This window comes from Arthrobacter sp. BC5 (assembly GCF_056680255.1).
Window position 1 is genome coordinate 1,568,950 of record NZ_CM155273.1, and the last position, 24,192, is coordinate 1,593,141.

Annotated in this window: 25 protein-coding genes and 1 riboswitch; of the genes, 13 read left to right on the forward strand and 12 right to left on the reverse strand. The window is 69.3% G+C overall.

Going from position 1 to position 24,192, the window contains the following annotated elements; genetic code table 11:
* Positions 1-183: 183 nt before the first annotated feature.
* On the forward strand, positions 184-1,203 hold the full coding sequence (locus tag AC1MFI_RS07270) for a LacI family DNA-binding transcriptional regulator (protein WP_479820436.1): 1,020 nt from the start codon (positions 184-186) through the stop codon (positions 1,201-1,203).
* A gap of 84 nt (positions 1,204-1,287) precedes the next feature.
* On the opposite strand, the gene AC1MFI_RS07275 is transcribed toward AC1MFI_RS07270, so the two are convergent.
* The 8 genes from AC1MFI_RS07275 to AC1MFI_RS07310 all read right to left on the reverse strand — a co-directional run bounded on the left by AC1MFI_RS07275 (position 1,288) and on the right by AC1MFI_RS07310 (position 7,683).
* Positions 1,288-1,977, reverse strand: coding sequence for an LmeA family phospholipid-binding protein (locus AC1MFI_RS07275; protein WP_479820437.1), 690 nt, complete (start codon positions 1,975-1,977; stop codon positions 1,288-1,290).
* 174 nt (positions 1,978-2,151) lie between these two features.
* Complete coding sequence (locus AC1MFI_RS07280) at positions 2,152-2,277, reverse strand: hypothetical protein (RefSeq protein WP_479820438.1); 126 nt, start codon at positions 2,275-2,277, stop codon at positions 2,152-2,154.
* A 138-nt stretch (positions 2,278-2,415) separates the two neighbouring features.
* Complete coding sequence (locus AC1MFI_RS07285; RefSeq protein ID WP_479820439.1) at positions 2,416-3,027, reverse strand: GNAT family N-acetyltransferase; 612 nt, start codon at positions 3,025-3,027, stop codon at positions 2,416-2,418.
* Between the two features lie 55 nt (positions 3,028-3,082).
* Positions 3,083-5,110: an aminodeoxychorismate synthase component I gene (pabB, locus tag AC1MFI_RS07290; RefSeq protein WP_479820440.1), complete on the reverse strand. Its 2,028-nt coding sequence runs from the start codon at positions 5,108-5,110 to the stop codon at positions 3,083-3,085.
* Between the two features lie 3 nt (positions 5,111-5,113).
* Positions 5,114-5,731 (reverse strand): LysE family transporter, encoded by a 618-nt coding sequence (locus AC1MFI_RS07295; RefSeq protein ID WP_479820441.1) that lies wholly within the window; start codon positions 5,729-5,731, stop codon positions 5,114-5,116.
* Between the two features lie 23 nt (positions 5,732-5,754).
* Entirely contained in the window at positions 5,755-6,264 is a 510-nt protein-coding gene (locus tag AC1MFI_RS07300; protein WP_479820442.1) for a low molecular weight protein-tyrosine-phosphatase, read from the reverse strand.
* Positions 6,265-6,385: 121 nt separating this feature from the next.
* Positions 6,386-7,183 (reverse strand): methyltransferase domain-containing protein, encoded by a 798-nt coding sequence (locus AC1MFI_RS07305; protein ID WP_479820443.1) that lies wholly within the window; start codon positions 7,181-7,183, stop codon positions 6,386-6,388.
* Positions 7,184-7,212: 29 nt separating this feature from the next.
* Positions 7,213-7,683, reverse strand: coding sequence for a MarR family winged helix-turn-helix transcriptional regulator (locus AC1MFI_RS07310; RefSeq protein ID WP_479820444.1), 471 nt, complete (start codon positions 7,681-7,683; stop codon positions 7,213-7,215).
* Positions 7,684-7,782: 99 nt separating this feature from the next.
* Between AC1MFI_RS07310 and AC1MFI_RS07315 the strand changes: the two genes are divergently transcribed.
* From AC1MFI_RS07315 to AC1MFI_RS07335, 5 genes are all read left to right on the forward strand, one after another.
* Positions 7,783-9,933 carry an MMPL family transporter gene (locus tag AC1MFI_RS07315; protein ID WP_479820445.1) on the forward strand — a complete coding sequence of 717 codons (2,151 nt, stop codon included), beginning with the start codon at positions 7,783-7,785 and terminating at the stop codon, positions 9,931-9,933.
* 144 nt (positions 9,934-10,077) lie between these two features.
* Positions 10,078-10,854 (forward strand): response regulator transcription factor, encoded by a 777-nt coding sequence (locus AC1MFI_RS07320; protein ID WP_479820446.1) that lies wholly within the window; start codon positions 10,078-10,080, stop codon positions 10,852-10,854.
* Positions 10,851-12,380, forward strand: a complete 1,530-nt coding sequence (locus AC1MFI_RS07325) for a sensor histidine kinase (protein ID WP_479820447.1) — start codon at positions 10,851-10,853, stop codon at positions 12,378-12,380. Before AC1MFI_RS07320 ends, AC1MFI_RS07325 begins: the two co-directional genes overlap by 4 nt.
* Before the next feature lie 111 nt (positions 12,381-12,491).
* The gene (locus AC1MFI_RS07330) at positions 12,492-12,752 is read left to right on the forward strand and encodes a DUF6221 family protein (RefSeq protein ID WP_479820448.1); all 261 of its coding nucleotides are present in this window, start codon (positions 12,492-12,494) and stop codon (positions 12,750-12,752) included.
* A gap of 110 nt (positions 12,753-12,862) precedes the next feature.
* Positions 12,863-13,318, forward strand: coding sequence for a hypothetical protein (locus tag AC1MFI_RS07335; RefSeq protein WP_479820449.1), 456 nt, complete (start codon positions 12,863-12,865; stop codon positions 13,316-13,318).
* Positions 13,319-13,323: 5 nt separating this feature from the next.
* Here AC1MFI_RS07335 and AC1MFI_RS07340 read toward each other — a convergent pair whose 3' ends face one another.
* Positions 13,324-14,139: a response regulator transcription factor gene (locus tag AC1MFI_RS07340; RefSeq protein WP_479820450.1), complete on the reverse strand. Its 816-nt coding sequence runs from the start codon at positions 14,137-14,139 to the stop codon at positions 13,324-13,326.
* A gap of 137 nt (positions 14,140-14,276) precedes the next feature.
* A riboswitch (cyclic di-GMP riboswitch) is annotated at positions 14,277-14,351 on the reverse strand.
* A 100-nt stretch (positions 14,352-14,451) separates the two neighbouring features.
* Complete coding sequence (locus AC1MFI_RS07345) at positions 14,452-15,354, reverse strand: LysR family transcriptional regulator ArgP (protein WP_479820451.1); 903 nt, start codon at positions 15,352-15,354, stop codon at positions 14,452-14,454.
* Between the two features lie 68 nt (positions 15,355-15,422).
* Here AC1MFI_RS07345 and AC1MFI_RS07350 point away from each other — a divergent pair, with 68 nt between their 5' ends.
* Positions 15,423-16,025 carry a LysE/ArgO family amino acid transporter gene (locus AC1MFI_RS07350; protein WP_479820452.1) on the forward strand — a complete coding sequence of 201 codons (603 nt, stop codon included), beginning with the start codon at positions 15,423-15,425 and terminating at the stop codon, positions 16,023-16,025.
* Between the two features lie 84 nt (positions 16,026-16,109).
* Here the strand turns inward: AC1MFI_RS07350 and AC1MFI_RS07355 are convergent, their stop codons facing one another.
* Positions 16,110-16,334, reverse strand: a complete 225-nt coding sequence (locus AC1MFI_RS07355; protein ID WP_479820454.1) for a hypothetical protein — start codon at positions 16,332-16,334, stop codon at positions 16,110-16,112.
* Positions 16,335-16,571: 237 nt separating this feature from the next.
* Between AC1MFI_RS07355 and AC1MFI_RS07360 the strand changes: the two genes are divergently transcribed.
* The 6 genes from AC1MFI_RS07360 (at position 16,572) to AC1MFI_RS07385 (ending at position 23,015) form a co-directional block, all read left to right on the forward strand.
* Positions 16,572-17,288, forward strand: coding sequence for an EAL domain-containing protein (locus AC1MFI_RS07360; protein ID WP_479820455.1), 717 nt, complete (start codon positions 16,572-16,574; stop codon positions 17,286-17,288).
* Between the two features lie 78 nt (positions 17,289-17,366).
* Positions 17,367-18,680: a DUF2252 domain-containing protein gene (locus tag AC1MFI_RS07365; protein ID WP_479820456.1), complete on the forward strand. Its 1,314-nt coding sequence runs from the start codon at positions 17,367-17,369 to the stop codon at positions 18,678-18,680.
* A gap of 140 nt (positions 18,681-18,820) precedes the next feature.
* A complete protein-coding gene (gene dnaK, locus AC1MFI_RS07370; RefSeq protein WP_479820457.1) occupies positions 18,821-20,689 on the forward strand; it encodes a molecular chaperone DnaK in 1,869 nt (622 codons plus the stop codon).
* A gap of 2 nt (positions 20,690-20,691) precedes the next feature.
* Entirely contained in the window at positions 20,692-21,354 is a 663-nt protein-coding gene (locus AC1MFI_RS07375; protein WP_479820458.1) for a nucleotide exchange factor GrpE, read from the forward strand.
* Between the two features lie 178 nt (positions 21,355-21,532).
* On the forward strand, positions 21,533-22,534 hold the full coding sequence (locus AC1MFI_RS07380) for a DnaJ C-terminal domain-containing protein (protein WP_479820459.1): 1,002 nt from the start codon (positions 21,533-21,535) through the stop codon (positions 22,532-22,534).
* A 52-nt stretch (positions 22,535-22,586) separates the two neighbouring features.
* Positions 22,587-23,015, forward strand: a complete 429-nt coding sequence (locus AC1MFI_RS07385) for a heat shock protein transcriptional repressor HspR (protein ID WP_479820460.1) — start codon at positions 22,587-22,589, stop codon at positions 23,013-23,015.
* Here AC1MFI_RS07385 and AC1MFI_RS07390 read toward each other — a convergent pair.
* The gene (locus tag AC1MFI_RS07390) at positions 23,012-24,055 is read right to left on the reverse strand and encodes a LacI family DNA-binding transcriptional regulator (RefSeq protein ID WP_479820461.1); all 1,044 of its coding nucleotides are present in this window, start codon (positions 24,053-24,055) and stop codon (positions 23,012-23,014) included. The genes AC1MFI_RS07385 and AC1MFI_RS07390 overlap by 4 nt on opposite strands.
* Positions 24,056-24,192: the final 137 nt, after the last annotated feature.

Here is a 24,192-nt window from a genome sequence, read left to right on the forward strand (position 1 = left end):
CATTGCTGCGCGGGCGTCGTGCCCTGGCTGCAATTGTGAACGCTAACAAATGGGCGGTCAAGTGATTCTGGCCACATTCTTCGGATCGGGCTTGACAGGAGCCATCGCCGACCTGACAGAAGATGCCGCGAGGAGGAATCGTGCATACTTGGACCACGTCGGGGAGATGGGCGATCAACGGACATGGCCGAAGTGACAACACCGCGAGGCCCGAGCCTCACGGACGTCGCGACCCTTGCGGGGGTTTCGCACCAGACGGTGTCCCGCGTCGTGAACCGGCACCCCAACGTCAGCGAGGCGACCCGCCGAAAGGTGCGCGCCGCGATCGCGGAGCTGGATTACCGTCCCAATGCCGCCGCCCGGTGGCTCGCAACCGGGAGGACCCACTCCATCGGCGTCCTGGCGGGCGAACTGGCGCAGTACGGTCCCTCGAGTGTCCTCATGGGCATCCAGGATGCTGCCCGGACCGCCGGCTACTTCCTGACCGTCGTGACCCTCAAGGACTATTCCGAGAGCGCGGTGAATGAGGCGCTCAGCGGACTGCTGAACCAGGGGGTCGAGGGTGTCGTCGCCGTGACGCCGCACGTCTCCGCCCTCGAGGTGCTTGCGAAGGTCCAGACCAGCATCCCGATGGTCACGGTCGGGGGCGGGCTCGGGCCGGGTGACGTCTCGCTCGATCAGGAAGGCGGAGCGGCACGGGCGGTCGAGCACCTCATCGAACTCGGACACCGAAGGATCGCGCACCTCGCCGGTCCCCTCGACTGGGTCGACGCACGGCGCCGGAGGGACGGCTGGCGTGCTGCGCTTCGTGCGCATCACCTCGGTGAAGGCGTGCTGCACCAGGGGGACTGGAGCGCTCATTCAGGGTACGACGTCGGGAGGCGGCTCGATCTCGCGGACGGAACCACCGCCGTCTTCGTGGGCAACGACCAGATGGCGCTCGGTGTCATGAAGGCTCTCCGAGAGCGGGGCTGCAGCGTTCCACGGGACATGAGCGTCATCGGCTTCGATGATGTTCCTGAAGCCGAGTTCTACGAGCCGTCCCTGACAACGGTGCGGCAGGAGTTCCAGGAGCTGGGCAGGTCATGCATCGACGCCCTGATAGACGACGCAGGCCGTCCGGGGCACGCCGGCATCGCGCTTCCGCGCCTGATGATCCGGGAGAGCACGGCACCGTTCCTGCCCCGCGGCGGCCGGTCCTAGGCGGCCGGTCGTCGGCGGGCAGGATGGCGTCGTCGCTGCTGGCCGTGCTGCGGGATGATCCACGCCAGGACGGGATGGGAGAGGTCAGGGGACGAGCTCGACGTCCTCGCCGCGCAGGGCGGCCCGGAAGCCGTCGCCCCGGACGGCGACGTCCTGCAGCACGAGGCCTTCGGGCAGGCCCTCGATGTCGTGCTCGATGGTGACGAGCCGGCGCACGACGGCCGCGGTGGTCTCCGAGAGGAGGTCCGGTCCGCCGATGTCGATCGAGCGCGGTTCGACGACCAGCCTGCCGGCCTCGACCTCGACCGTGCCGGTGGCGGTGACGCGCAGCTCCCGGCCCAGGACCTCGACGGTGCGGACCACCACGGCCTGACCGCCGTCGGCCCGGACGTCGGTACCCGCGCCGAGCTCGTCGGCGACGGCCTCGAACGGCACGGTCGCATCCACGGTGAGCCGGGCCGCGACCAACCCATCGGGACCGGTGGTCACGTTCTCTCCGACGGCCCGGACGTCGCGGAGCACAGAGCCGCGGGTCACGACCGTCCCGGCGTCGAGCACGACGTCGGCCAGCCACACCTCGTCCTCGCCCAGGTCCGATGGAGGCTGCGCCCCGGCCGACCGGTCGGGATCCGGTCCCGACGACGGCGTGGATCCTGGCTCCTCCCCACCGGCCGGATCGCTCACCGCCCACCACAGCATCGCTACCGCGATCACCAGGACCAGGATCATCCCGGCAGCACCGATCAACCAGTCCTTCGCGCGCGTCCACTCCATGAGGACAGTCTGGGGTATTCGCTGTCCCTTCGTGTGCGACTGCCCGGCGCTCCCGGCTTTCCACGGGGCGCATCGGCTGGAAATCCGCTCCGTGCGGCGTCGGAGAGGGAGGACGGTCGTGCACGGAGGAGGCCGGACCACCCCGTGGGTGGTCCGGCCTCCGGTCGCGGTCAGCTACTTCTGGTCGCCGTCCTTGCCGTCGAGGGTGTCCTTGGCCTTGTCCTTGGCCTGGTCGACCTTCTCGGGATTGTCCTGCGCGTAGTCCTTGGCCTTGTCCGCCATTCCACCGATGTCCGCCATGGGTTGATCCTTTCGTGAAGAGGCCTGCGGTTGTGGCCCGAGGCCGTCGCCGCAGGATGACGTGACCATGGTGCGCCGGGGGCAGACGGCGATGCCAGGGCGGGACGCCGGTTGACAGGACCGCCGGCACCTGACGATTCAGGGGTGGCGCGACATCCGGTACAGGAGGTTGTCGCGCACCATCGGCCACTCGTGGGCGAGGATCGAGAACACCACGGTGTCGCGCAGCTCGCCGTTCCTGGCTCGGGTGTGGCTTCGAAGCACGCCGTCCTGCTTCGCGCCGAGCCGCATGATCGCCTCACGCGACTGGTGGTTGAGCCAGTGCGTGCGGAACTCCACGGCGGGGCACCCGAACACCTCGAAGGCGTGACGCAGCAGGAGGTACTTGGACTCGGTGTTGGTGCCGGTCCGGTGTGCCGAGGCCGCGTTCCAGGTCGAGCCGATCTCGACGCGCGGGGTGTCCCGGTCGATGTTCATGTAGGTGGTCATCCCGATGATCCTCGCGGCGTCCCCGGTGTCCGGGTCCACGAGGCGTGCGGTGAAGGGCAGCATCGAGCCGCCGTCCTGCAGGGCGAGGCGCCTGCTGATCTCCTGCCGCATGCCGTCCGGGTCCGGCACGGAGGTGTACCAGAGCCTCCACAGCTCACCATCGCGGGCTGCCTCCACCAGGCCGTCGTGGTGGTCCGGCGACAGGGGTTCGAGGACGGTTCGGGTGCCGCGCAGGGTGGTCGGCTGGCAGAAGGCGGTCATGCACCGAGAGTAGTTCGGGTCCGTGCGGGACGGCGGGCGGCATCGCCGCCCGCCGTCAGGATGCAGGGAACGTGGCCCCGAGTGCCGACAGGACGCCGTGTGCCTTCGTGCGCACCTCGTCCCACTCCTCTGCCGGATCGGAGTCGGCGGTGATCGCCCCGCCCACCCCGAGGGTGAGGCGGGTGCCGCCGCCGTCCTCCTCCTCGAGCACGAGGGTACGGATGACGACGGCGAGATCCGTGGCTCCGGTCAGGCTGAAATACCCCGCCACGCCCGAGTACGGGCCGCGCGGGGCCTGCTCCAGGCGGTCGAGGATGGCCATGGTGCTGATCTTCGGCGCGCCCGTCATCGAGCCGGCGGGGAACGCCGACGCGACGACGCCGGCCCGCGCACTGCCCGGCCGCAACCGGGCGTCGATGGTGCTCACCATCTGGTGCACCGTGGCGTAGGTCTCGATGTCGCACAGCCTGCTGACGGTCACCGAACCGGGCACCGCATGGTGCGAGAGGTCGTTGCGGAGGAGGTCCACGATCATGATGTTCTCCGCGCGGTCCTTCGCGGAGGTCCTCAGCTCCTCCCGGAGCAGGGCATCTGTCGCGGGATCCGCCGAGCGGCCGCGTGTTCCCTTGATGGGCTCCGCCCGCATGAGGCCGTCGGCGTCGACCTGCAGGAAGCGCTCGGGCGATGTGCTCGCGACGGCGAAGCCCGGGAAGCGCAGGAAGTGCGCGAACGGTGCGGGGCTCGCGGCGCGCAGGCGCAGGTACGCGGCGAGCGGTTCGAGGCGCTCGGTGCGGGCCGAGAGCGATGTCGTCAGGCACACCTCGTAGGTGTTGCCGTCGTCGATCTCGGCCTGGGCGCGCCGGATCTTCGCGACGTATTCCTCCCGCGCATCACGCGCGCGGAAGTACGGGACGGGCAGCCGGGGCGACGGCGGCACGGGGGCGGGCGCGGCGACGGCGCTCCGTGCCCGATCCAGCCAGGCGTCGCGGTCCGGATCGGCCCGCCCGTCGGTCAGGGTCAGCAGGAAGACCGCTTTCTCGGCGTGGTCGATGACCACGGCACGGCCGGCGAAGAGAAGGGCGGCATCGGGAAGGCCGGTGGCAGCCGGGCCGCCCGCCCCGCCGGTCTCCCGCTTGAGTTCGTACCCCAGGTAGCCCAGCCACCCCAGTCCGAACCCGCCCCCGAGGGCGTCGGGCATGCGCACGGCCCGGCGACCCCAGACGTCGTCGAGCCAGCGGAAGAAGGGCTCACGGACGCGCGCCGTGACGGGGCCGGCCGCGATCTCCGTGACACCGTTGCGGTGCAGCGCCTGCTGCCCGAAAGCGCCGGCGGCGTCGGCCATGATGCTGAAGCGGCTGCGTGGGCCGGCCGAGTCGGCATCGGAGCTGTCGAGCCACACCGCTGCGGGGGCGGCTCCGTACAGTGTCGAGAAGAGCGCAGCGGGGTCAGGCGCCGCGTCGACCCGTTCGGAATCCACCGTGAGCCCGCGCCGCCCGGCGCGTTCGGGAGCGAGCAGCATGGCGCACGAGGGCAGCCCGGTGAGGGCGAGGCGGACCGCCTGGGGCGAGGGTGGTCCCTGATGGCCCTGCACGACGACGTCGGCCACGGCACCCGGATCGTCATCGGCCAGCCAGCGCGACTCCTGGTCCGCCCACCGGTGCCAGAACGGGGCATAGGTGTCGCCGTCGCGCTCGATCGCCGTGCGGCGCCTGACCTCGTGGTCGGCCTCGATCCAGATGACGGCGTCGAGGAGGGACCTCGCGGCAGCGGCCGCCGCGCCCACCCCTTCCAGGAGGACGATCTCCGCTGCCGTCGTCGTGCGCTCCGCGCCGTCCTGCCCGCGGCCCCAGTCCCAGGCGTTCCAGCGCGCCGGCCGCCCGGCCCGGAGCGGACGGAGGACGCGCTCCACGTAGCGGGCCATGCCGTCCTCGAGCCCGTCCCACCCCGGATAGATGTCCTCGAGGTGGAAGAGGCTCACGCTGTGGTGCTCGCGCAGGAGGGCTGCGAGTTCCACGGCGAGGGTCGTCTTGCCGGCGCCGGACCGGCCGTCGATCGCGATGAGCAGCGGTGTCGCGGGAGGCACGGGTCAGGCCAGGGCGAGCAGGGCGCCGACACCCACGAAGAGCGAGCCGAAGGTGCGGTTGAGGACCACCTGGCCGCGATCGTGCCGGGTGAAACGCCGGAACGAGCGCGCCGTGCCGGCGTAGAAGAACCACATCACGAGGACGTCGATGGCGACGACGGTCGCCGCCAGGACGCCGTACTGGCCGAGCAGCGGCTGGTCCGGTCGGATGAACTGGGGGATCAGCGCGAGGAAGAACACGATGGCCTTGGGATTGAGCAGGTTCACCCACACGCCGCGACGGAACATCGAGAGGGGTCCCTCGCTGCCCTGGAGGGCGCTGACGTCGCCGTGTTCCGGCCTCGCGAGGAATTTCCGCACCCCGAGGTACACCAGGTAGGCGGCGCCGGTGTAGCGGATCAGGTCGAAGGCGACGGGGGAGTTGGCGACGAGGAGTCCCACCCCCGCACCGGCGATGCCGATGTGCACCAGCAGGGCTGCCTGCTGCCCGAGGATGCCCCAGATGGAGCGGCGGAACCCGACGGCCAGGGCGTTGCTCATCGTGTTCACCGCTCCCGCGCCGGGCATGAAGCTGATGAGCGTCTGGGCGCCGAGCAGCGCCAGCCAGAGGGAGGGATTCACCCGTTCATGGTATGCGCCGCGCGTCAGGCGCCCGAACCGCCGGCGTCGAGCTCGTGGCGCACGTAGTCGACCACGCCGTCCACCGCGCCGTCGACCATCCTCCAGGTGGCCTCGAAATCGCTCGCATCGCCGTACCAGGGGTCGTAGATGCCCAGGTCCTCGAGGTCCGTAGCCGTGGTCGATGGGTCGAATTCGCGCAGGAGGTGGATGCGGTCGCGCGCGTCGTCGTCCGGGGCGTCCCCACGCAGCTCCCGGTAGTGGTCCAGGTCGAGGGCGAGGATGAGGTCCCGCTCCCGGTACCAGCCCGGCTCGAAGCGACGCGCGCGGTGCAGGTGGCTCTCGATGCCCAGCTCGGTCAGCTTCGCCGCTGCCCGCTCGTCGATGGGCCGGCCGGACTCCCAGTCGGTGGTGCCCGCGGAGTCGACGGCGACGTCCTCCGCCATCCCGGCCCGCGCGAAGGCGTGGGCCAGCATGAGCTCGGCCATGGGGGAGCGGCAGATGTTCCCGGTACAGACGGTGACAATGCGGTACATCCCGCCAGCCTAGCTGTGGCAAGCCCGTTGCCCCCGGAGCAACGGCACAGCAGCACGCTTCAACCGCACCATCGGGACCTCACCCGTCCTCCGAGTGTCACCGACCTGATGGCCGGTACAGCTAGTCCCGGGCCAGGATCTCCACACTCGGCATCAGGAACACGCCGCCGTCCGCGCGCGCCCATCGGCGCCACCCTTCGGCCAGGCGGTCGAGGGTCTGCTGATCGGCGAGGCCGCGCTCGAGCGTCTGATCGGCGAAGGCCGAGTGCAGCACACGCTCCGCCCATGATTCGGCATGGGAACGCCGGTCCTCGGCGGTCGCGTAGATCCAGTTCGACGACGAGACCTCGACGTCGGAGAACCCGGCCTCTGCAGCCCAGCCGGGCAGCCTCCGGCCGGCGTCGGGCTCGCCGCGATTGCCGCGGGCCAGCGTCCCGTAGAGTTCCCGCCACTCATCGAGCTCACGGTTGGCGGGATACCAGGTCATCGCGCCGAAGTCCGCTTCGCGGACGGCCACGATCCCCCCGGGCCGCACCACCCGGCGCATCTCGCGAAGCGCGGCCACGGGATCGGCGAGGTGCTGCAGGAGCTGGTGGGCGTGGACGACGTCGAAGGACTCGTCGGCCGCGTCGAGGTCGTACACGTTGCCCTCGCGGAACTCGACGTTGGCCACGTCGGCGTGGGCTCCGGAGGCCTGCGCCACGACGTCCGCCGAGCTGTCGATGCCGAGGACCGATCCGGGTGCGACGATGTCGGCGAATCCGGCCGTGATGCTGCCCGGGCCGCAGCCGAGGTCCAGCAGGTCCAGGCCGGCCTCGAGGAGCGGTTCGAGATAGGCGGCCGACGATGCGACGGTGCGGGACGCATGCGCCGCCGTCACGCTCGGGTGGTGTCCGTGGGAGTAGACCTCGTCGTTCATGTCTCGAAGGCTAGCCTGTAGCAGGCCCGTCAGTCAGCGGCGGCGTCGTCCCGCGCCTCATTCTTGGCGGCGATCGTGGCGTCGGTCACCTTCCGCACCATGTCCCGCAGGAGTGCCAGCTGTTCCTCCGGATACTCGTCCAGGACAGCACTGATGTGGCGCGCGAGCGGCGCGAACAGCATGGCCCCCGTGGTGCGTGCCTTCTCCGTCATCTCGAGGTGGACCTGCCGCCGGTCCACCTCGCTGCGCCGACGGGTGACGTGACCTGCGGAATCGAGGCGGTCGACGAGGGCGGTCGTCGCGGGTGAGCTCAGGTTCAGCTCCTCACGCAGGAGCCCGGGGGTCACGGTGAGGCCGGCGCGTGCAGCGCCGATCATGATGCTCAGCGCGTGGAGGTCCGTCCGGTGGAGGCTGTCGCGCTCGCTGGCGACGTCGACATAGCGGTCCGTCTCGACCGTGAACTGCTGCATGAGCGCCATGAGCTCGTCCCTCGCGGCCATGATCCCTCACCTTCTTCGCCTTCAGTGTAGGTCTGTTCCCATTATCTCTATGATAGATATACTTTCCCGTAGAGATATTTGAGGAGAGGCGCGGAGGACATGAAGAACACCTGGCTGAGGGTCCTGCTGCCCGTCGTCGTCGTGCTGATCTGGCTGGTCGGCGCAGCGGTGGGCGGGCCCACGTTCGGCCGGCTCGAGGAGGTCTCGAGCAATGATCAGGCATCATTCCTCCCCGCGAGCGCGGAATCGACGGAAGCCGGTGAACTCCAGCAGCGGTTCAGCGATTCCGACGCGATTCCCGCGGTCATCGTGGCCGAGTCCGGCTCTCCGATCGATCCACGTGACCTCGGTTCGTACGAGGAGCTCGGCGCCGCACTCGGCGGAGTCGAGGGCCTCGAGCCGCCGGCCCAGGGAGCCCCCGCCGTCGCGGGGCCCATCCCGTCCGAGGACGGCTTCGCGGTCCAGTACATCGCGTTCGTCTCCTCGGACGCCGAGCTCGCCGAGGTCGTCACGGAGCTGCGCGCGGTCCTGGCTGACGAACTGCCCGACGGCGTGACCGGCTACGTCACCGGTCCGGCGGGCTTCACGAACGACCTGGTGGAGGCCTTCGGCGGGATCGACGGGATCCTCCTCGGTGTGGCGCTCGGCGCGGTGTTCATCATCCTCCTCGCCGTCTACCGCTCCATCGTGTTGCCGTTCCTCGTGCTCCTGACCTCGGTGTTCGCGCTGGCCACGTCGATCCTGCTGGTCTTCGGCTTCGCGAAGCTGGACTGGATCCAGCTCAGCGGCCAGAGCCAGGGCATCCTGTCCATCCTCGTGATCGGAGCGGCAACGGACTACGCGCTGCTGCTCGTCGCCCGGTTCCGCGAAGCGCTGGGGGAGAACGAGACGAGGTGGGAGGCCATGCGCGTGGCGTTCCGCGGGTCGGTGGAGCCGATCCTGGCCTCCGGTGCAACAGTGATCCTCGGCCTGCTCTGCCTGCTGTTCTCGGACCTCAACTCGAACAAGAGCCTCGGCCCGATTGCCGCCATCGGCATCGTGTTCTCACTCGCAGCAGCGCTGACCCTCCTCCCGGCGCTCCTGCTGCTCTTCGGCCGCGCCGCCTTCTGGCCGTTGCGGCCGCGCTTCAGTCCGGAGGCCGCGGCCGGCATCACGCCCCACCACGGAAAGCACGCGGCGCCGACCGGAGCCGGCGCCGAGACGGGGCTGGAGCGGCTCAAGGGGGTCTGGAAGCGAGTCGCCCTCCTGGTGGCCCTGCGTCCGCGCGTCGTGTGGATCGCATCGCTCCTCATCCTCGTCGCCGGTGCACTCGGTCTCACCCAGCTGCAGGCCAGCGGCGTCCCGCAGTCCGCCCTGATCCTGACGCCGTCGAACGCCGTGGACGGCCAGGAGGCCCTCGGGCGCCACTTCGACGCCGGATCGGGCAGCCCGGTCTACGTCGTCGCACCCGAGGCCGACCAGGAGACGGCCCTGAGCGTCGTCACGGCCCAGGAGGGCATCTCCGAGGCGACCGTGACCACCGATCCGACCGGCGCGACCGTCGTCGAGGACGGCCGGGTGCTGATCAGCGGGACGCTCGAATTCCAGGCGGACTCCGAGCAGGCGGAGGACGTGGTGCGGGACCTGCGCGTCGCACTCGACGACGCCGGCTCCGACGCGCTGGTGGGCGGCGTCACGGCGGTGGCGATCGACACGAACGACACGGCCCTCGCCGACCTCGTCAGGATCATCCCGATCGTGCTGCTCGTCATCCTCCTGGTGCTGATCATCCTGCTGCGCTCCGTGCTCGCGCCGGTGCTCCTCGTGGCCAGTGTGGCGCTCTCGAACGCGACGGCGCTGGGGGTCTCCGCACTGGTGTTCAACGGGGTCTTCGGGTTCGAGGGCGCGGACGCCTCGGTGCCGCTGTTCGCCTTCGTGTTCCTCGTGGCTCTCGGCGTGGACTACAACATCTTCCTCATGACCCGCGTGCGTGAGGAAGCACTGCGGATCGGCACGAGGCCCGGCATCCTCCGCGGGCTCGGGGTCACCGGTGGGGTCATCACCTCGGCCGGCATCGTGCTGGCGGCGACCTTCGCGGCACTGGGAGTCATCCCCATCCTGTTCCTCGCGCAGATCGCGTTCATCGTCGCGTTCGGTGTACTGCTCGACACCGTGCTGGTCCGCTCGCTGCTGATCCCGGCCCTCGCGTACGACATCGGGCCGAAGATCTGGTGGCCCTCGAAGCTCGGCAGGGTGCCGTCCCCGCGGTGACTCGCCGCCGGCTGGGAGTTCCCCGCACAGGGGCCGCACAGCTTCTGGAAAGGCGGGGTCTACGTCCGTGCTGGATACTGGAGCGCAAGCGCCGGGCCCCCGATCGGTCCGGCACCGCCGGCACCACCGGTATCGATGCACGACATGACGGAAGACACCCGGGTAGACACGATGACCGATGCCTCGCACCATTCCATGACGGACAACCTGCCCCGCCTCGCGCACCCGGACGGCAGCCCCATCCGCGCGCTCGTCGTCGACGACGAGACGAGCCTCGCGGAACTCGTGAGCATGGGCCTGCGGATGGCCGGCTGGAGCGTCACGACGGCGAACGACGGCCTCACTGCGGTGGCTGCGGCACGGGACTTCCGCCCCGACGTCCTGGTCCTCGACGTGATGATGCCCGGTGTCGACGGCATCGAGGCGCTGAAGAAGATCCGCACCTTCGCCCCCGACGTCCCCGCGCTGTTCCTCACGGCCAAGGACGCCGTGCAGGACCGCATCTCCGGCCTGTCCGCGGGCGGTGATGACTACGTCACCAAGCCCTTCAGCATGGAGGAACTCATGCTGCGCCTCCACCGCCTCGTCCAGCGCTCCGGCGTCGCGGCATCGGACTCCGCCGAACTGGTGGTCGGCGACCTCGTCCTGAACGTCGATACCCGGGAGGTGACCCGCAATGGAGAGGACATCGTGCTGACCGCCACGCAGTGGGAGCTACTGCGCTACCTCATGGAGAACCCGCGCCGCGTGGTCAGCAAGTCCCAGATCCTCGACAACGTCTGGAACTACGATTTCGGCGGCCAGGCCAACATCGTCGAGCTCTACATCTCCTACCTGCGCAAGAAGATCGACGCCGGACGCACACCCATGATCCACACCGTCCGCGGTGCCGGCTACGTCCTCAAGCCGGCGGCTCCGTGACCGCTTCCCCTGATGCCGGTGCCCTGCCGGGCCGCCGGCCGCTGCATCTGCGCACGAAGCTGGTCCTGGCGACGCTCGCACTGCTCACGGCGATCTGCGTGGCCATCGGCGTCTTCAGCCACCTGGCCATGAGCGACTACCTCACGCGGCAACTCGACACGGCCCTCGAGCCTGCTGCAGGGCGGGCGGGATTTCCCGGCGGGCGTCCACCGGGCGGCGGACAGCGACCATCCGGGGACGTCGACCCCGAGAATGCGGCCGGGCAGCGGCCGGGCACGCTCAACGCGGTGTTCGACGACGGAGCGGTGCTGAACTCGGCGCTCGTGCAGGACGACGGCAGCACCGAACCGCTCACCGACGCCGACCTCGACCTCCTGGAGGAGATCGATCCTGCCGCCGGCCCCGAGGAACTGACCCTGAGCACCGGCCGCTACCGGGTGGACGCAGCCGAACTGCCGGCGTACCTCGACGGCGCCGTCCTGGTCACCGGCCTGTCCACCACCGAGCGTGACAGCACCCTTGTCCGCCTCGACCTGACCGTCGCCGGGCTGTCCCTCGCGGGCCTGGCGCTCACCGGCCTCGCCGGAACGGTGATCATCCGCCGGTCGCTGCGTCCGCTCGAGGAACTCTCCGCCGTCGCGACGTCCGTCTCGCAGCTTCCGCTGTCCTCCGGCGAGGTGGCCATCCCCGTGCGGGTACCCCCTGCCGCCGCCCAGCCCGGCACGGAGGTCGGCACCGTGGGACTGGCCCTGAACGAGATGATCGACCACGTCACCAGCGCCCTGCGGGAACGGCACGCGAGCGAGACGAAGGTCCGGCAGTTCGTGGCCGACGCCAGCCACGAGCTCCGCACGCCCCTGACATCCATCCGCGGGTACACCGAGCTGATCCTCATGAGCGAGAACGTCAGCCCGTCCGGGCGGTCCGCGCTCGAGCGCGTGGACAGCGAGTCCAAGCGCATGTCCTCCCTCGTCGAGGACCTCCTGCTGCTCGCCCGGCTCGACGAGGGCCAGCGTGGCGAGGTGTCCGACGTCGACCTGACGGAACTGGTCATCGAGACCACCAGCGACGCCCAGGTGTCTGCGCCCGGGTACTCCTGGAGCCTCGACCTACCCGACGAGCCCGTCGAGGTACGCGCGGTGGAGGCCGAGATCCGCCAGGTGCTCATCAACCTCCTCTCCAACGCGCACAGGCACACCCCGCCGGGTACCGCGGTCTCCACGGCACTCGCAGTGGGGGAGGAAAGGGTGAGCATCACCGTCACGGACACGGGCACGGGCATCGACCCGGCCTTCCTCGACACCATCTTCACGCGCTTCAGCAGGGGCGACGCCGCACGGTCCGCCGGCACAGGCACTGCCACCAGCACGGGTCTGGGACTTGCGATCGTCCAGGCCCTCGTCGAAGCCAACGGCGGAACCATCAGCGTGGCCAGCGAGCCCGGGCACACCCGGTTCCGGGTGGAACTGCCGCTCCCACAGCAGGCTGCACAGGCCGTCCGCATCCAGGACCGGGAACTCCCTTAGCACGCACCCGGAGGACCGGACTGCCCGCTCGTACGGCCGGGCGCCCACGCCTGCCGGAGCCTCGGGTGGCGCAGGCTCGGGGTGGCGCAGACTGTCGCTACGCTCGAGGGTATGAATGAACTCGCCGCTTTTCTGGACGCCCGCATCTCCGAGGACGAGAAAGCCGCCCGCGTGGGTCATCTCCCCGAGGAAGTGTGGGGGGCCCGCGGCTGGTACGACCCGGAGCGGGTCCTCGAGGAGTGCCGGTCCAAGCGGCGGATCATCGACTACGCGAGTGCCGGACTCGATGAGGCCGAGGGTCTGGCCGTCCTGCGGCTGGTGGCACTTCCGTGGGCGGGTCACAGCGAGTTCAGGGCCGCGTGGAAGGCCTAGGACCACAGGGCGCCGGTTCCGTGTAAGCCCTCCCGCCGTCCTTCCACAAGCTTTGCGCAAGAAGCGGTCGATCCTGTGGCGTGACCTTCCGCCGTCGTTACCCTTGGGATGTGCCCATCCATTCGACTCCGGTAGATCCTGCCCAGCACCCGGGCGGCAGGGCGGCACACCCTGACAGCGAGGCTGGTGCGAGCGCGCCCGGGAAAGCGGCACCGCTCCTCGATGCCGCGGTGCTCCGGGACATGGAGGGTGACTTCGCGGACCCGTCGGTGGTCGGGAGGTTCGCGCGCGACGTCGCCTCGACGCTCGAGCAGAAGATCGACCGGCTCGACCAGCGGATGCGCGCGGGAGACGCGAGCGGGGCAGAGGACGCCGTCCTCAGCGTGACGGCGTCGGCGGCCATGGCGGGGGCAGTCCGCCTGGGCCACGCAGCACTCGCGACGCAGCGGCTCATCGCCACCGACGGCCTCGACGGCGCCCGGCGATCGATGCCACTGCTCCGCGCGTGCGCTGCCGATACGATCCATGCGCTGCAGGAGACATACCCCGAACGCCCCTCGACGTAGGCCGCCTAGCGTGGCGCGGTGCGTCGGGGCATGATGCGGAAGCCGACCCCGCGCACCGTGGTGATCAGGTCGGGGTCTCCCTCGCTGCGGGCGAGTTTCTGGCGGAGGTTGGCGATGTGCACCTCGATGGCACGCTCGTCCGTCCGGCTGACGAAGTTGTACCCGCGGTAGTCGCCGCCACGCGAGACGCGCACCAGTTCCTCCTTGGTCCGTACGGCGCCGTTGCTCTTCATGAGCTCGTGCAGCAGGTTGAACTCCGTCTTCGTGAGCGGCAGTTCCGCGCCGGAACAGGTGGCCGTGCGGGCCTCGCTGTCCACCACGAGGTTCCCGTTGCGCAGGAGGGTGTCGGATCCTTCCCGGGGGTCGTCGCCGGCGCCGCGGCTCTGTGCGGCCACGGCCGGCGTTGCTGACTGGGCGTGCGGATGGGCTGGGAGAAGGCGGGGGCGGCGGAGCATCGCGTCGATGCGGGCCCTCAGCTCGCGCGGTCGGAACGGCTTCACCACGTAGTCGTCCGCGCCGGCCTGCAGGGCGGTGAGGATGTCCGTCTCGTCGGCGCGCCCGCTCAGGACGATCACGTAGCAGTCGGTGGTGGAGCGAAGCCGCCTCAGCACCTCGTACCCGTCGATGTCGGGCAGCCCGATGTCCAGGGTGACCACCGCGGGATGCTGCTGCCGGACGACATCGACGCCCTCCCGGCCCGTGGCGGCGACAGTGACCTGGAAGCCCCCCTGCTCGAGGACGGCGCAGACGAGGTTGCGGATGTCGAGATCGTCCTCGATGACGACGGCGGCCCGGCGCTCACCGGCCGGGAGGCTACTCATGGCCTGACGACCCGTGGTGGCGCCGCAGCGCGCTCCAGGCGGCGCCTGGCGACGAGTGCCCCAGTACTGGCGGGATGCCCTGGGCGGAGACTGTATGGAATTGACCTGTCCTGGGCATACTCCGTGGACCTGTTCCCTTCGGCGGCCCGGCTGACCGCGTGGGTCCCGTGGCTTTGCGTCCCCGGCTTGCACCGGGTTTGCCATTGTCGGCGAGCGGCTGCTCGCCCGACGATACTAGCAATCTTGCCTGACACTTCAAGGACAGGACGTTTGGCGGTGGCGAGGGACTCTGCTGCGGCCCGGTCCACACCGTCACCTCGTCCCGGCGGCAGGCGGTCGCAGGAGGGCCGATGCGCGGCGCACCGCGTCGTCGACGGCCGCGAGCGCCGCCGAACCGTGGCGCCATTGCTGCCAGTACAACGGCACATCGACGTAGCCGTCCGGCTCCAGCGCGGTGAGGCCCCGTCCAGCGGGCTCGTTCCCGAGCTCCAGCTCGGACATGAGCCCCCATCCCATGCCGAGTCGGATCGCGTCGGCGAACTCCTGCGCCGCCGGGACGTAGTGGCGGGGCGGGTCGAGGGCGCGGAGCGTCCTCGAACGGAGGTACTGGTCCTGGAGATCGTCCTTGCGGTCGAAGACGATCACGGGGGCCGCGCCGAGATGCTCGGGTGTCGCGCCTCCACGGAACCACGTCCGGTGGAACTCGCGGGTGCAGACCGGGACGTAGCGCATGATGCCGAGGGAATGGGAGGAACACCCCGGCACGGGCTCGGCCACGGAGGTGATCGCAGCCGCAGCGGCCCCGCTGCGGAGCAGTTCGAGGGAGTACTCCTGGTCCTCCCGCAGCACTTCGATCTGCAGGGTCGCGGCGACCGGGGCCAGTGCGGGCAGCACCCAGGTGTGCAACGAATCCCCGTTGACCACGATGGTGATGCGCGGGCGCTGCCCCTCGCCGCCCGCGTCGAGCTCCGCCGCGAGATCCGCCGAGAGAAGCTCGAGCTGTCGCGCGAAGCGGACGATCGCCTGACCGGCCTCCGTGGGGCGAAGCGGCCTGGTCCTGGTGATGACAGGGCGGCCGACGGCGATCTCGAGCGAGCGGATGCGCTGACTGACGGCCGACGGGGTGACCGAGAGGGCGGCGGCTGCGGCCTCGAAGCTGCCCTCGCCCACGATGGCGGCGAGCGCCTTCGCCTGGGCCGGTTCGACGTGCTTCATAAGCAGTTCTTATCATACTGAAGAAGCTTTAGCTGGCCTGAATCATTGCCGGACCCTAGGTTGATGAGGTGATCACCACCGCTGCCACAGGCCTCGCTGCAGGCCTGACCCTGATCGTCGCCATCGGTTCGCAGAACGCCTTCGTCCTGCGGCAGGGGCTTCTCCGGTCCCATGTCCTCCTGGTCGTGGTGGTGTGCGCCGTCTCCGACCTCGTGCTGATCGCGCTCGGCGTCGGCGGACTGGGCGTGGCCATCGAGCAGGCGCCCGTGCTCCTCGAGGTGGTCCGGTGGGCGGGTGCGGCGTTCCTCGGCGGATATGCCGTTCTCGCGGCGCGGCGTGCGCTCCGGGGTGGGCGCCTTGAAGCCGCCGGCGGGCGCGCCACGTCGTGGAAGGCGGCCCTCGGGACATGCCTGGCCCTGACGTGGCTCAACCCCCACGTGTACCTCGACACGGTGCTGCTGCTGGGCTCCCTCGCGAGCACGCACGGGGCCGAGGGGAAATGGTGGTTCGCCGCCGGGGCCGGCCTCGGCAGCATCGTCTGGTTCACGGCTCTCGGCGCCGGGGCCCGTTTCCTGGCCCCGCTCTTCACCCGGCCGTGGGCCTGGCGGGTCCTGGACGCGCTGATCGCCGTCGTCATGCTCCTCCTCGCGGTGATGCTCGTCGCCCGGTAGCCGGAGGCCGGCCTCACAGCCACGGTCACCCCGGGCAGGCAACGGTGCCCGCCCGGTGCGTCGGCGTGCTCCCGGCAGCGGCTGCTACTGCTCGCCGTCGGCGCGCTCCTGGATCCAGTGCCTCGCCGCGTCGGACAGGAAGACGCCGTCGGGCCCGCGCTCGCCCATCCACCAGGAATCCGTCGCGATGAGGCCACCTGCGCGGCTGATGTCGGCGACGACCTCCGGCGTCAGTGCGTCCCCGTTGTCGGCGACGAGCCAGTCCCGCGTTTCCGGCATCACATCGTTCCACCACTGGTCAAGATCCATGCCCGAAGTATGGCATCCAGCAGTGGCGACCGGTTCCGACAGGTTCGCAGTGTGCTGAGGTCCTGAAGCTCGGTTGTCCTGGATGCCCGTGTCGACACGCCTCTGCCCGGACTTCTTCGGCACGCCTGATGCATGCCGGACCCGATATCGTTGGGCGCGGACGGAACCAGTGAGGGGGCACTTTGCATGGCATGCAGTGGCTGCGCGACATCGTCGGGACTCGACTTCGATTTCAGCATGGCTTTCCAGCCCATCTATGACGCGGTCGCCGGCCGCGTGTGGGGCTACGAGGCGCTGGTCCGGGGCCTGTCGGGTGAGAGTGCCTTCGAGATCCTGTCGAAGGTCGGTCCGGAGCAGAAGTACCGCTTCGACCAGGACTGTCGGATCAAGGCGATCGAGCTGGCGTCCCGCCTCTTTCCTGCGGGCGAGGATCTGAAGCTGTCGATCAATTTCATGCCGAACGCGGTCTACGAACCGGCTGCATGCCTTCGGGCGACGCTGCGTGCAGCCGAGCGGTGCAGCTTCCCGACGACGTCCATCATGTTCGAGTTCACGGAGGACGAGGAGGTGGCGGACACCGCCCACCTCCGGAACATCATCGCCGAGTATCGCAAGCACGGCTTCACCACCGCCATCGACGACTTCGGCGCCGGCCATGCAGGGCTGGGGCTCCTGGTCGAGTTCCAGCCGGATCTGCTCAAGATCGACATGAAGCTCATCCGAGGAGTCGACGGCAGTCCGGCCCGCCAGGCCGTCGTCACCGGCGTCGTGGGTATCGCCGACGAGCTGGGTATCACGGTGCTCGCGGAAGGCGTCGAGACCGAGTCCGAGTTCCTGTTCCTCGAGGCAGTCGGTGTCCGTCTGTTCCAGGGGTACTGGTTCGCGAAGCCGGCCTTCGAGGAGCTCCCGGACGTGAACCGATGGTGTGCGCCTGGCGTCACCGCTGTCGCTTAGCGTTCGGGAAGACGCAGGACCCGAGCCGGCCACGGCCCGGTCCGGGTGGCGGGAATGGCACAGGCGTACCGTGGGCGGATGGCAGCCACCGAATCCCGTCAGCAGCACATCGTGAGCACCCTCGTCGAGGCCCATCAGGACCTGATGGGCGTCGACCCCCTCGCCTTCCGCGCGCGGTTCCGGAAGATGGCCGCGGATCCCTACGCCTTCTATCGCGGGAGTGCGTCCCTGTTCTACACCGACATGGCGGACCTCGAGGACAGCTGGGCGGATGAGCGCACGGGCCGGGTGTGGATCCACGGGGACCTGCATGCCGAGAACTTCGGCACCTACATGAGCAACGAGGGCCGGCTGACCTTCGACGTCAACGATTTCGACGAGGCGTACGTCGGTCACTTCTCCTGGGACCTGCGCCGCTTCGTGGCGTCGCTGACGCTGCTGTGCTGGCAGAAGGCCCTGCCGTCAGAGGCTGTACGGAACCTCGCGCGCACCTACCTCGAGGCGTACCTCGGCCGGGTCGCCGACTACGTGGAGGACGAACAGTCTGCTTTCGCCTTCGGACTCGAGAACACGGAGGGCCCCATCCACCACGTGCTGCAGCAGGCCCGCGCCGCGCGGCGCACGCGACTGCTCGACTCGCTCACGCTCATCGAGGACTACGAGCGCCAGTTCCGCGACGACGGCTCGATCAGGGTGCTCGACGAGGACGAGCATGCCGAGGTGGCGGCGGCCTTCGAGCGCTACCTCGAAACCATCCCCGACAGCGAACGCTCGCGCCGCCGCGTCTTCTACCGGGTGAAGGGCATCGTGGGCAAGAAGGGCTTCGGGATCGGCAGCGCCGGCCTGCCGACCTACAACGTGCTGATCGAAGGATTCGACGAAGCGCAGGAGAACGACATCATCCTGACGATGAAGCAGTCGAACATCGCCGCTCCGAGCAGGATCGTGGCCGACGAGCGCGTCCGCGGTTACTTCGCGGACGACGGGCACCGGGCCGTCATCAGCCAGCGCTCCCTGCAGTCCCACACCGATCCCTTCCTGGGCTACACCACCATCCGTGGCGTCTCGTTCGTGGTGTCCGAACTCTCCCCCTACAAGCGGGACCTCTCCTGGGACGACCTCACGGAGCCGGAGCAGATGGAACCCGTCCTCGAGGCACTGGGCCAGGCCACCGCGAAGATTCACTGCTCCACGGACGAGGACACCGACCAGGACCTGGTGCCGTTCCGCACCGAGACCGCCATCCTCGGCGCCGTCGAGCGCTCGCGTACCGAGTTCATCGAGGACATCGTCGAGTTCGGCGAGACCTACGCGGACACGGTCCGGAACGATCACGCACTCTTCGTCGACGCCTTCCGGGAAGGCCTCATCACCGCCGTCCCCGCTACCTGAGGAGCAGGAGTTGAGTCAGGAGGACTCAACTTCGTTTTGATCCTCGGCGCCGGCGCGCCTATACTTGAGTGCAGAACGCTCAATCTACGCGCCCGGCGGATGAGCGCCTCGCAAATCCCGGGCAGTCGAAAGGAAATTGCATGTCACGTGCAGTAGGTATTGACCTCGGAACCACCAACTCGGTCGTCTCGGTCCTCGAAGGTGGCGAGCCCACCGTCATCGCGAACGCCGAGGGCGCGCGCACCACGCCGTCGATCGTCGCTTTCTCCAAGTCCGGCGAGGTGCTGGTAGGCGAGATCGCCAAGCGCCAGGCCGTCAACAACATCGACCGCACCATCTCGTCGGTCAAGCGCCACATGGGCACCGACTGGACCGTCGCCATCGACGACAAGAAGTACACGCCGCAGGAGATCTCCGCGCGTATCCTCCAGAAGCTCAAGACGGACGCCGAGAGCTACCTCGGCGAGAAGGTCACCGACGCGGTCATCACCGTCCCCGCGTACTTCAACGACGCCGAGCGCCAGGCCACCAAGGAGGCCGGTGAGGTCGCAGGCCTGAAGGTCCTGCGCATCGTCAACGAGCCCACCGCGGCAGCCCTGGCCTACGGCCTCGACAAGGGCAAGGAAGACGAGCTGATCCTCGTGTTCGACCTCGGCGGCGGAACGTTCGACGTCTCGCTCCTCGAAGTCGGCAAGGACGAGGACGCCTTCTCCACCATCCAGGTCCGCTCCACCGCCGGTGACAACCGCCTCGGTGGCGACGACTGGGACCAGCGCGTCGTCGACTACCTGCTCTCGCAGGCCAAGGCGAAGGGTGCCGATCTGTCGAAGGACAAGATCGCCCTGCAGCGCCTCAAGGAGGCTGCGGAGCAGGCCAAGAAGGAACTGTCCTCGGCGACGTCCACCAACATCTCGCTGCAGTACCTCTCCGTCACGGCGGACGGACCCGTCCACCTCGACGAGCACCTGTCGCGCGCCAAGTTCCAGGACCTCACCAAGGACCTGCTGGACCGCACCAAGAAGCCGTTCCACGACGTCATCTCCGAGGCCGGCATCAAGGTGGCCGACATCGACCACATCGTCCTGGTCGGCGGTTCGACCCGCATGCCCGCTGTCGTCGAGCTCGTCAGGGAGCTCGCAGGCGGCAAGGAGCCCAACAAGGGCGTCAACCCCGATGAGGTCGTCGCCGTCGGCGCCGCACTGCAGGCCGGTGTCCTGAAGGGCGAGCGCAAGGACGTCCTCCTGATCGACGTCACCCCGCTGTCCCTCGGCATCGAGACCAAGGGCGGCATGATGACCAAGCTCATCGAGCGCAACACGGCCATCCCCACCAAGCGCAGCGAGACCTTCACCACGGCGGACGACAACCAGCCGTCCGTCGCCATCCAGGTGTTCCAGGGCGAGCGCGAGTTCACCCGGGACAACAAGCCGCTGGGCACGTTCGAACTGACCGGCATCGCCCCGGCTCCGCGCGGCGTCCCGCAGGTCGAGGTCACCTTCGACATCGACGCCAACGGCATCGTGCACGTGTCCGCCAAGGACAAGGGCACGGGTACCGAGCAGTCGATGACCATCACCGGCGGTTCCTCGCTCTCCAAGGAGGACATCGACCGCATGGTGCGCGAGGCCGAGGAACACGCAGCCGAGGACAAGAAGCGCCGCGAGGCCGCTGACACCCGCAACGGCGCCGAGCAGCTCGCCTACTCGGTGGACAAGCTCATCGCCGACAACTCGGACAAGCTGCCCGAGGACGTCCGGACCGACGTCCAGGCCGATGTCGACGCCCTCAAGAAGGCGCTCGAGTCGCAGGACAACGACGACGAGGTGAAGTCGGCCTTCGAGAAGCTGCAGGCTTCGCAGTCGAAGCTCGGGGAGGCGATCTACGCGTCCGCCCAGCAGGACGCGGGCTCCGCCGGCGCCCCGGCCGATGACCAGTCAGCCTCCGGAGGCACCGACGAGGACATCGTCGACGCCGAGGTCGTCGACGAAGACACCAGCGAGAAGAAGTAGCCATGCCGCACCACGGAAATGAAGAAGAGCACCAGTCAGAGCCGGTGAGTTTTCGCGACAACCGGAAGATCGACCCCGAGACGGGCGAAGTCCGTGGGCAGCAGGACGACGCCGGCGCTCCGGCCGCGGAGGAATCCGCGGCCGGAGGGCAGGCCGTACCCGATGGCGATGCCTCCGAGGGGGATGCCCTGGCACAGGCCGAGGCCATCCTGAACGAGGCCGGCGCCGAAGGCGAGACGAACCCCGCGGTCGACGTCGTCGCCGAGCTCCGCAACGACCTGCTCCGCCTGCAGGCGGAGTACGTCAACTACCGGCGCCGCGTCGAGCGTGACCGCGACGTCGCGCGGGACCAGGCGATCATCGGCGTCATCAACTCGCTGATGCCGGTGCTGGACGACATCGACGCCGCGCGCCAGCACGGCGACCTGGCCGAGGGCCCGTTCGCGGCGATCGCAGGCAAGCTCGAGAACGTCCTCAGGACGTACGAGCTCACCCGGATCGACGACGTCGGCGTGGCGTTCGACCCGAACATCCACGAAGCGCTCATGCAGCAGCCGAGCGCGGACGTCGAGGCTGATAGCGTCAGCCAGATCCTCCGCGCCGGCTACCGCAAGGGCGAGCGCGTCCTCCGGGCCGCGCAGGTCATCGTGGCGGTGCCGGAGTAGGTCGTCCGCCCCTGGGCGGATGCCGGACGGCGGCAACGGGATCTCTCAGCTCGCAGAGCTTGCTGGGAGATAGCGAAGCCGCCTCGGCACTCCGCCCGGTTCCCCGGGTTGCGTGGTCCTCAGGGACCACGCAACCCGGACCACATTCTTCAGCTGTTCCTAGGAAAGGAGACGCCAATTGGCTAGTCAGGATTGGGTCGACAAGGATTTCTACAAGATCCTGGGTGTCTCCAAAGATGCGTCCGACGCAGACATCAAGAAGTCGTACCGGAAGCTCGCCCGCAAGTACCACCCGGACCAGAATCAGGGCGACGCCGCGTCCGAGCGGACGTTCAAGGACGTATCGGAGGCCTATTCCGTGCTGTCCGACGCCGAGCAGCGCCAGCAGTACGACGCCATCCGCGCCATGGGCGGCGGAGCCCGGTTCTCCGCCGGCGGTGCGGGTGGGGGAGCCGGCGGCAGTGCCGGGTTCGAGGACATCTTCGGGAACCTGTTCGGCCAGGGCGCGGCGACCGGTACGCGTCAGCGCACCGGCTTCTCGAACAGCAACCTGCCCCCGGAATTCGCGGACCTGTTCGGCGGCGGGGGAGCGGGCGGCAACGGGTTCCCCGGTGGCTTCCAGTCCACGCGCCCGCAGAAGGGCGCGGACCGCACCGCCAGCACGTCGATCTCCTTCGCGGGGTCCATCAACGGAACCACGATCGGCCTGCGCGAGCCCTCGGGCGAGCAGATCGACGTGCGCATCCCGGCCGGCATCCGCGACGGCCAGAAGGTCCGGGTCAAGGGCAAGGGACAGCCCGGCCAGGCCGGACCGGGCGACCTCATGGTCACCGTCAACGTCAAGGAGCACCCGTTCTTCAAGCGCGACGGCGACAACATCCGCGTGCAGGTTCCCGTCAGCTTCCCGGAGGCCGCGCTCGGCGCGCAGATCGAGGTGCCGACCGTCACCGGCGAACTCGTGAAGATGAGGGTCCCTGCCGGGACGCCGTCGGGCAGGACCCTGCGGCTCAAGGGCAGGGGGGTGAAGACCTCCAAGGCCACCGGTGACCTCCTGGTGTCCGTCGAGGTCGTCGTTCCGCAGAACCTGTCCAAGGAGGCGGAGGCCGCCGTCGAGGCGTTCCGCGCCGCGACGAAGGACGCCGATCCCCGGGCGGGGCTCGCCGCGAAGGCGCGCCTGTAGGAGTACGTTCGAGCAACTGCCGGGAGCACCGGCAACGGAAGGAGGCAAGGCAGTGGACTACACAGTGCCCATCTACGTCATCTCCGTGGCCGCCGAGCTCGCCGACATGCACCCGCAGACGCTCAGGCAGTACGACCGGCTGGGTCTCGTGACGCCCAGCCGGGCGCCGGGACGGGCACGGCGGTACTCGCAGAAGGATGTCGGCACTCTGCGAGAGATCCAGAAGTTGTCGCAGGAAGGGGTGTCCCTCGAGGGCATCCGGCGCATCCTCGAACTCGAGAACCAGGTCTCGGCGCTGCAGTCGCGCATCACCGAGCTGTCCTCCGAACTGGCATCCCGCCGCATCCAGTCCGAGACCAGCCGCATCTTCGCTGCGGGTCTTGCCGGCGACGTCGTCACGCTGGCCCGCGGCCAGCGACCCCGCCCGCGCAGCCAGGCGCTCGTGGTGTGGCGGCCGGACACGTCCAGGACAGCGAACTAGGCGCCGCCGCGCACCGCCGGTCCCGCGCCGGTGGAACCGCGGACCACCAGGTCCGCCTGGAACAGGATGTCCGTCCGTGTGGTCCGGTCCCCGTCCAGTTCGGTGACCAGGGCGTGCACGGCCGCTTCCGCCATCGCCGCCACGTTCTGCCGCAGGGTGGTCAGCGGCGGATCCGTGAAAGCCATGAGCGGGGAGTCGTCGAAGCCGATCACCGAGATGTCCTCCGGGACGCGCAGGCCACGCGTGTGCGCCGCGCGGACGGCGCCGAGGGCCATGACGTCCGAGGCACAGACGATCGCGGTATGGCCGCTGTCGATGAGTTCGTTCGCGGCGCTCTGCCCGCCCTCGATGGTGAACATGCTCGTCGCGATGTGCGGGTCGGCGTCGTCGTCGCCGAGGAACTGGACGAGCCCGGACCGGAATCCCTCCAGCTTCCGGCGGCTCGGGATGAAGCGGTCGGGGCCGGTCGCGAAGCCGACCCGCTGGTGGCCCTGCGCCACGAGGTGCCGGACGGCCGTGCGGATGGCGGTCGCGTCGTCGTTCGAGATGGAGGGCGCGTCGATCTCCGGCCTGGCCCCGTTGACCAGGACGAACGGCACGCGACCGCGCAGGCGCCGGTAGCGTTCCATGCTGGCCCGGCCGTCGGAGTGCGCGGCGCAGACGAAGATGATCCCGCTGACGCCCTGGTCCAGCAGGAGGGCGACGTACTCGTCCTCGGTGATGCCGCCGCCGGGCAGGGTGCACAGGGCGGGGATGTAGTCGTTGGGCGCCAGCAGGGCCGCGATGGCGCCCGCGAACGCCGGGAAGATGGGGTTGACGAGGTCGGGGACGACGACGCCGATCTGTCCCTTCGATCGCCCGGCCGTGCGCGCGGGCCGCTCGTAGCCCAGATTGTCCATCGCCGCGAGGACGGCCTGCCGTGTCTCCTGGGAGGCGCCGCCCTTGCCGTTCAGGACGCGCGACACCGTGGGGACGCTCACACCGGCAGTGCGGGCGACGTCGTCCAGGCGTGGCCGCTCGCTGCGGTTGACGGGAGTCATGGGGCTCAATCTAGCGCAGCACCGCAACCTCACGCGAAAGATTGCGTGAAAGTTTCATCAATTGCTTGACGCTCGGCTTCCTCCCTCCCTAGGGTCGTGATATCCACACCTCCTCAGTCCGGCCTGCAGCGACGCAT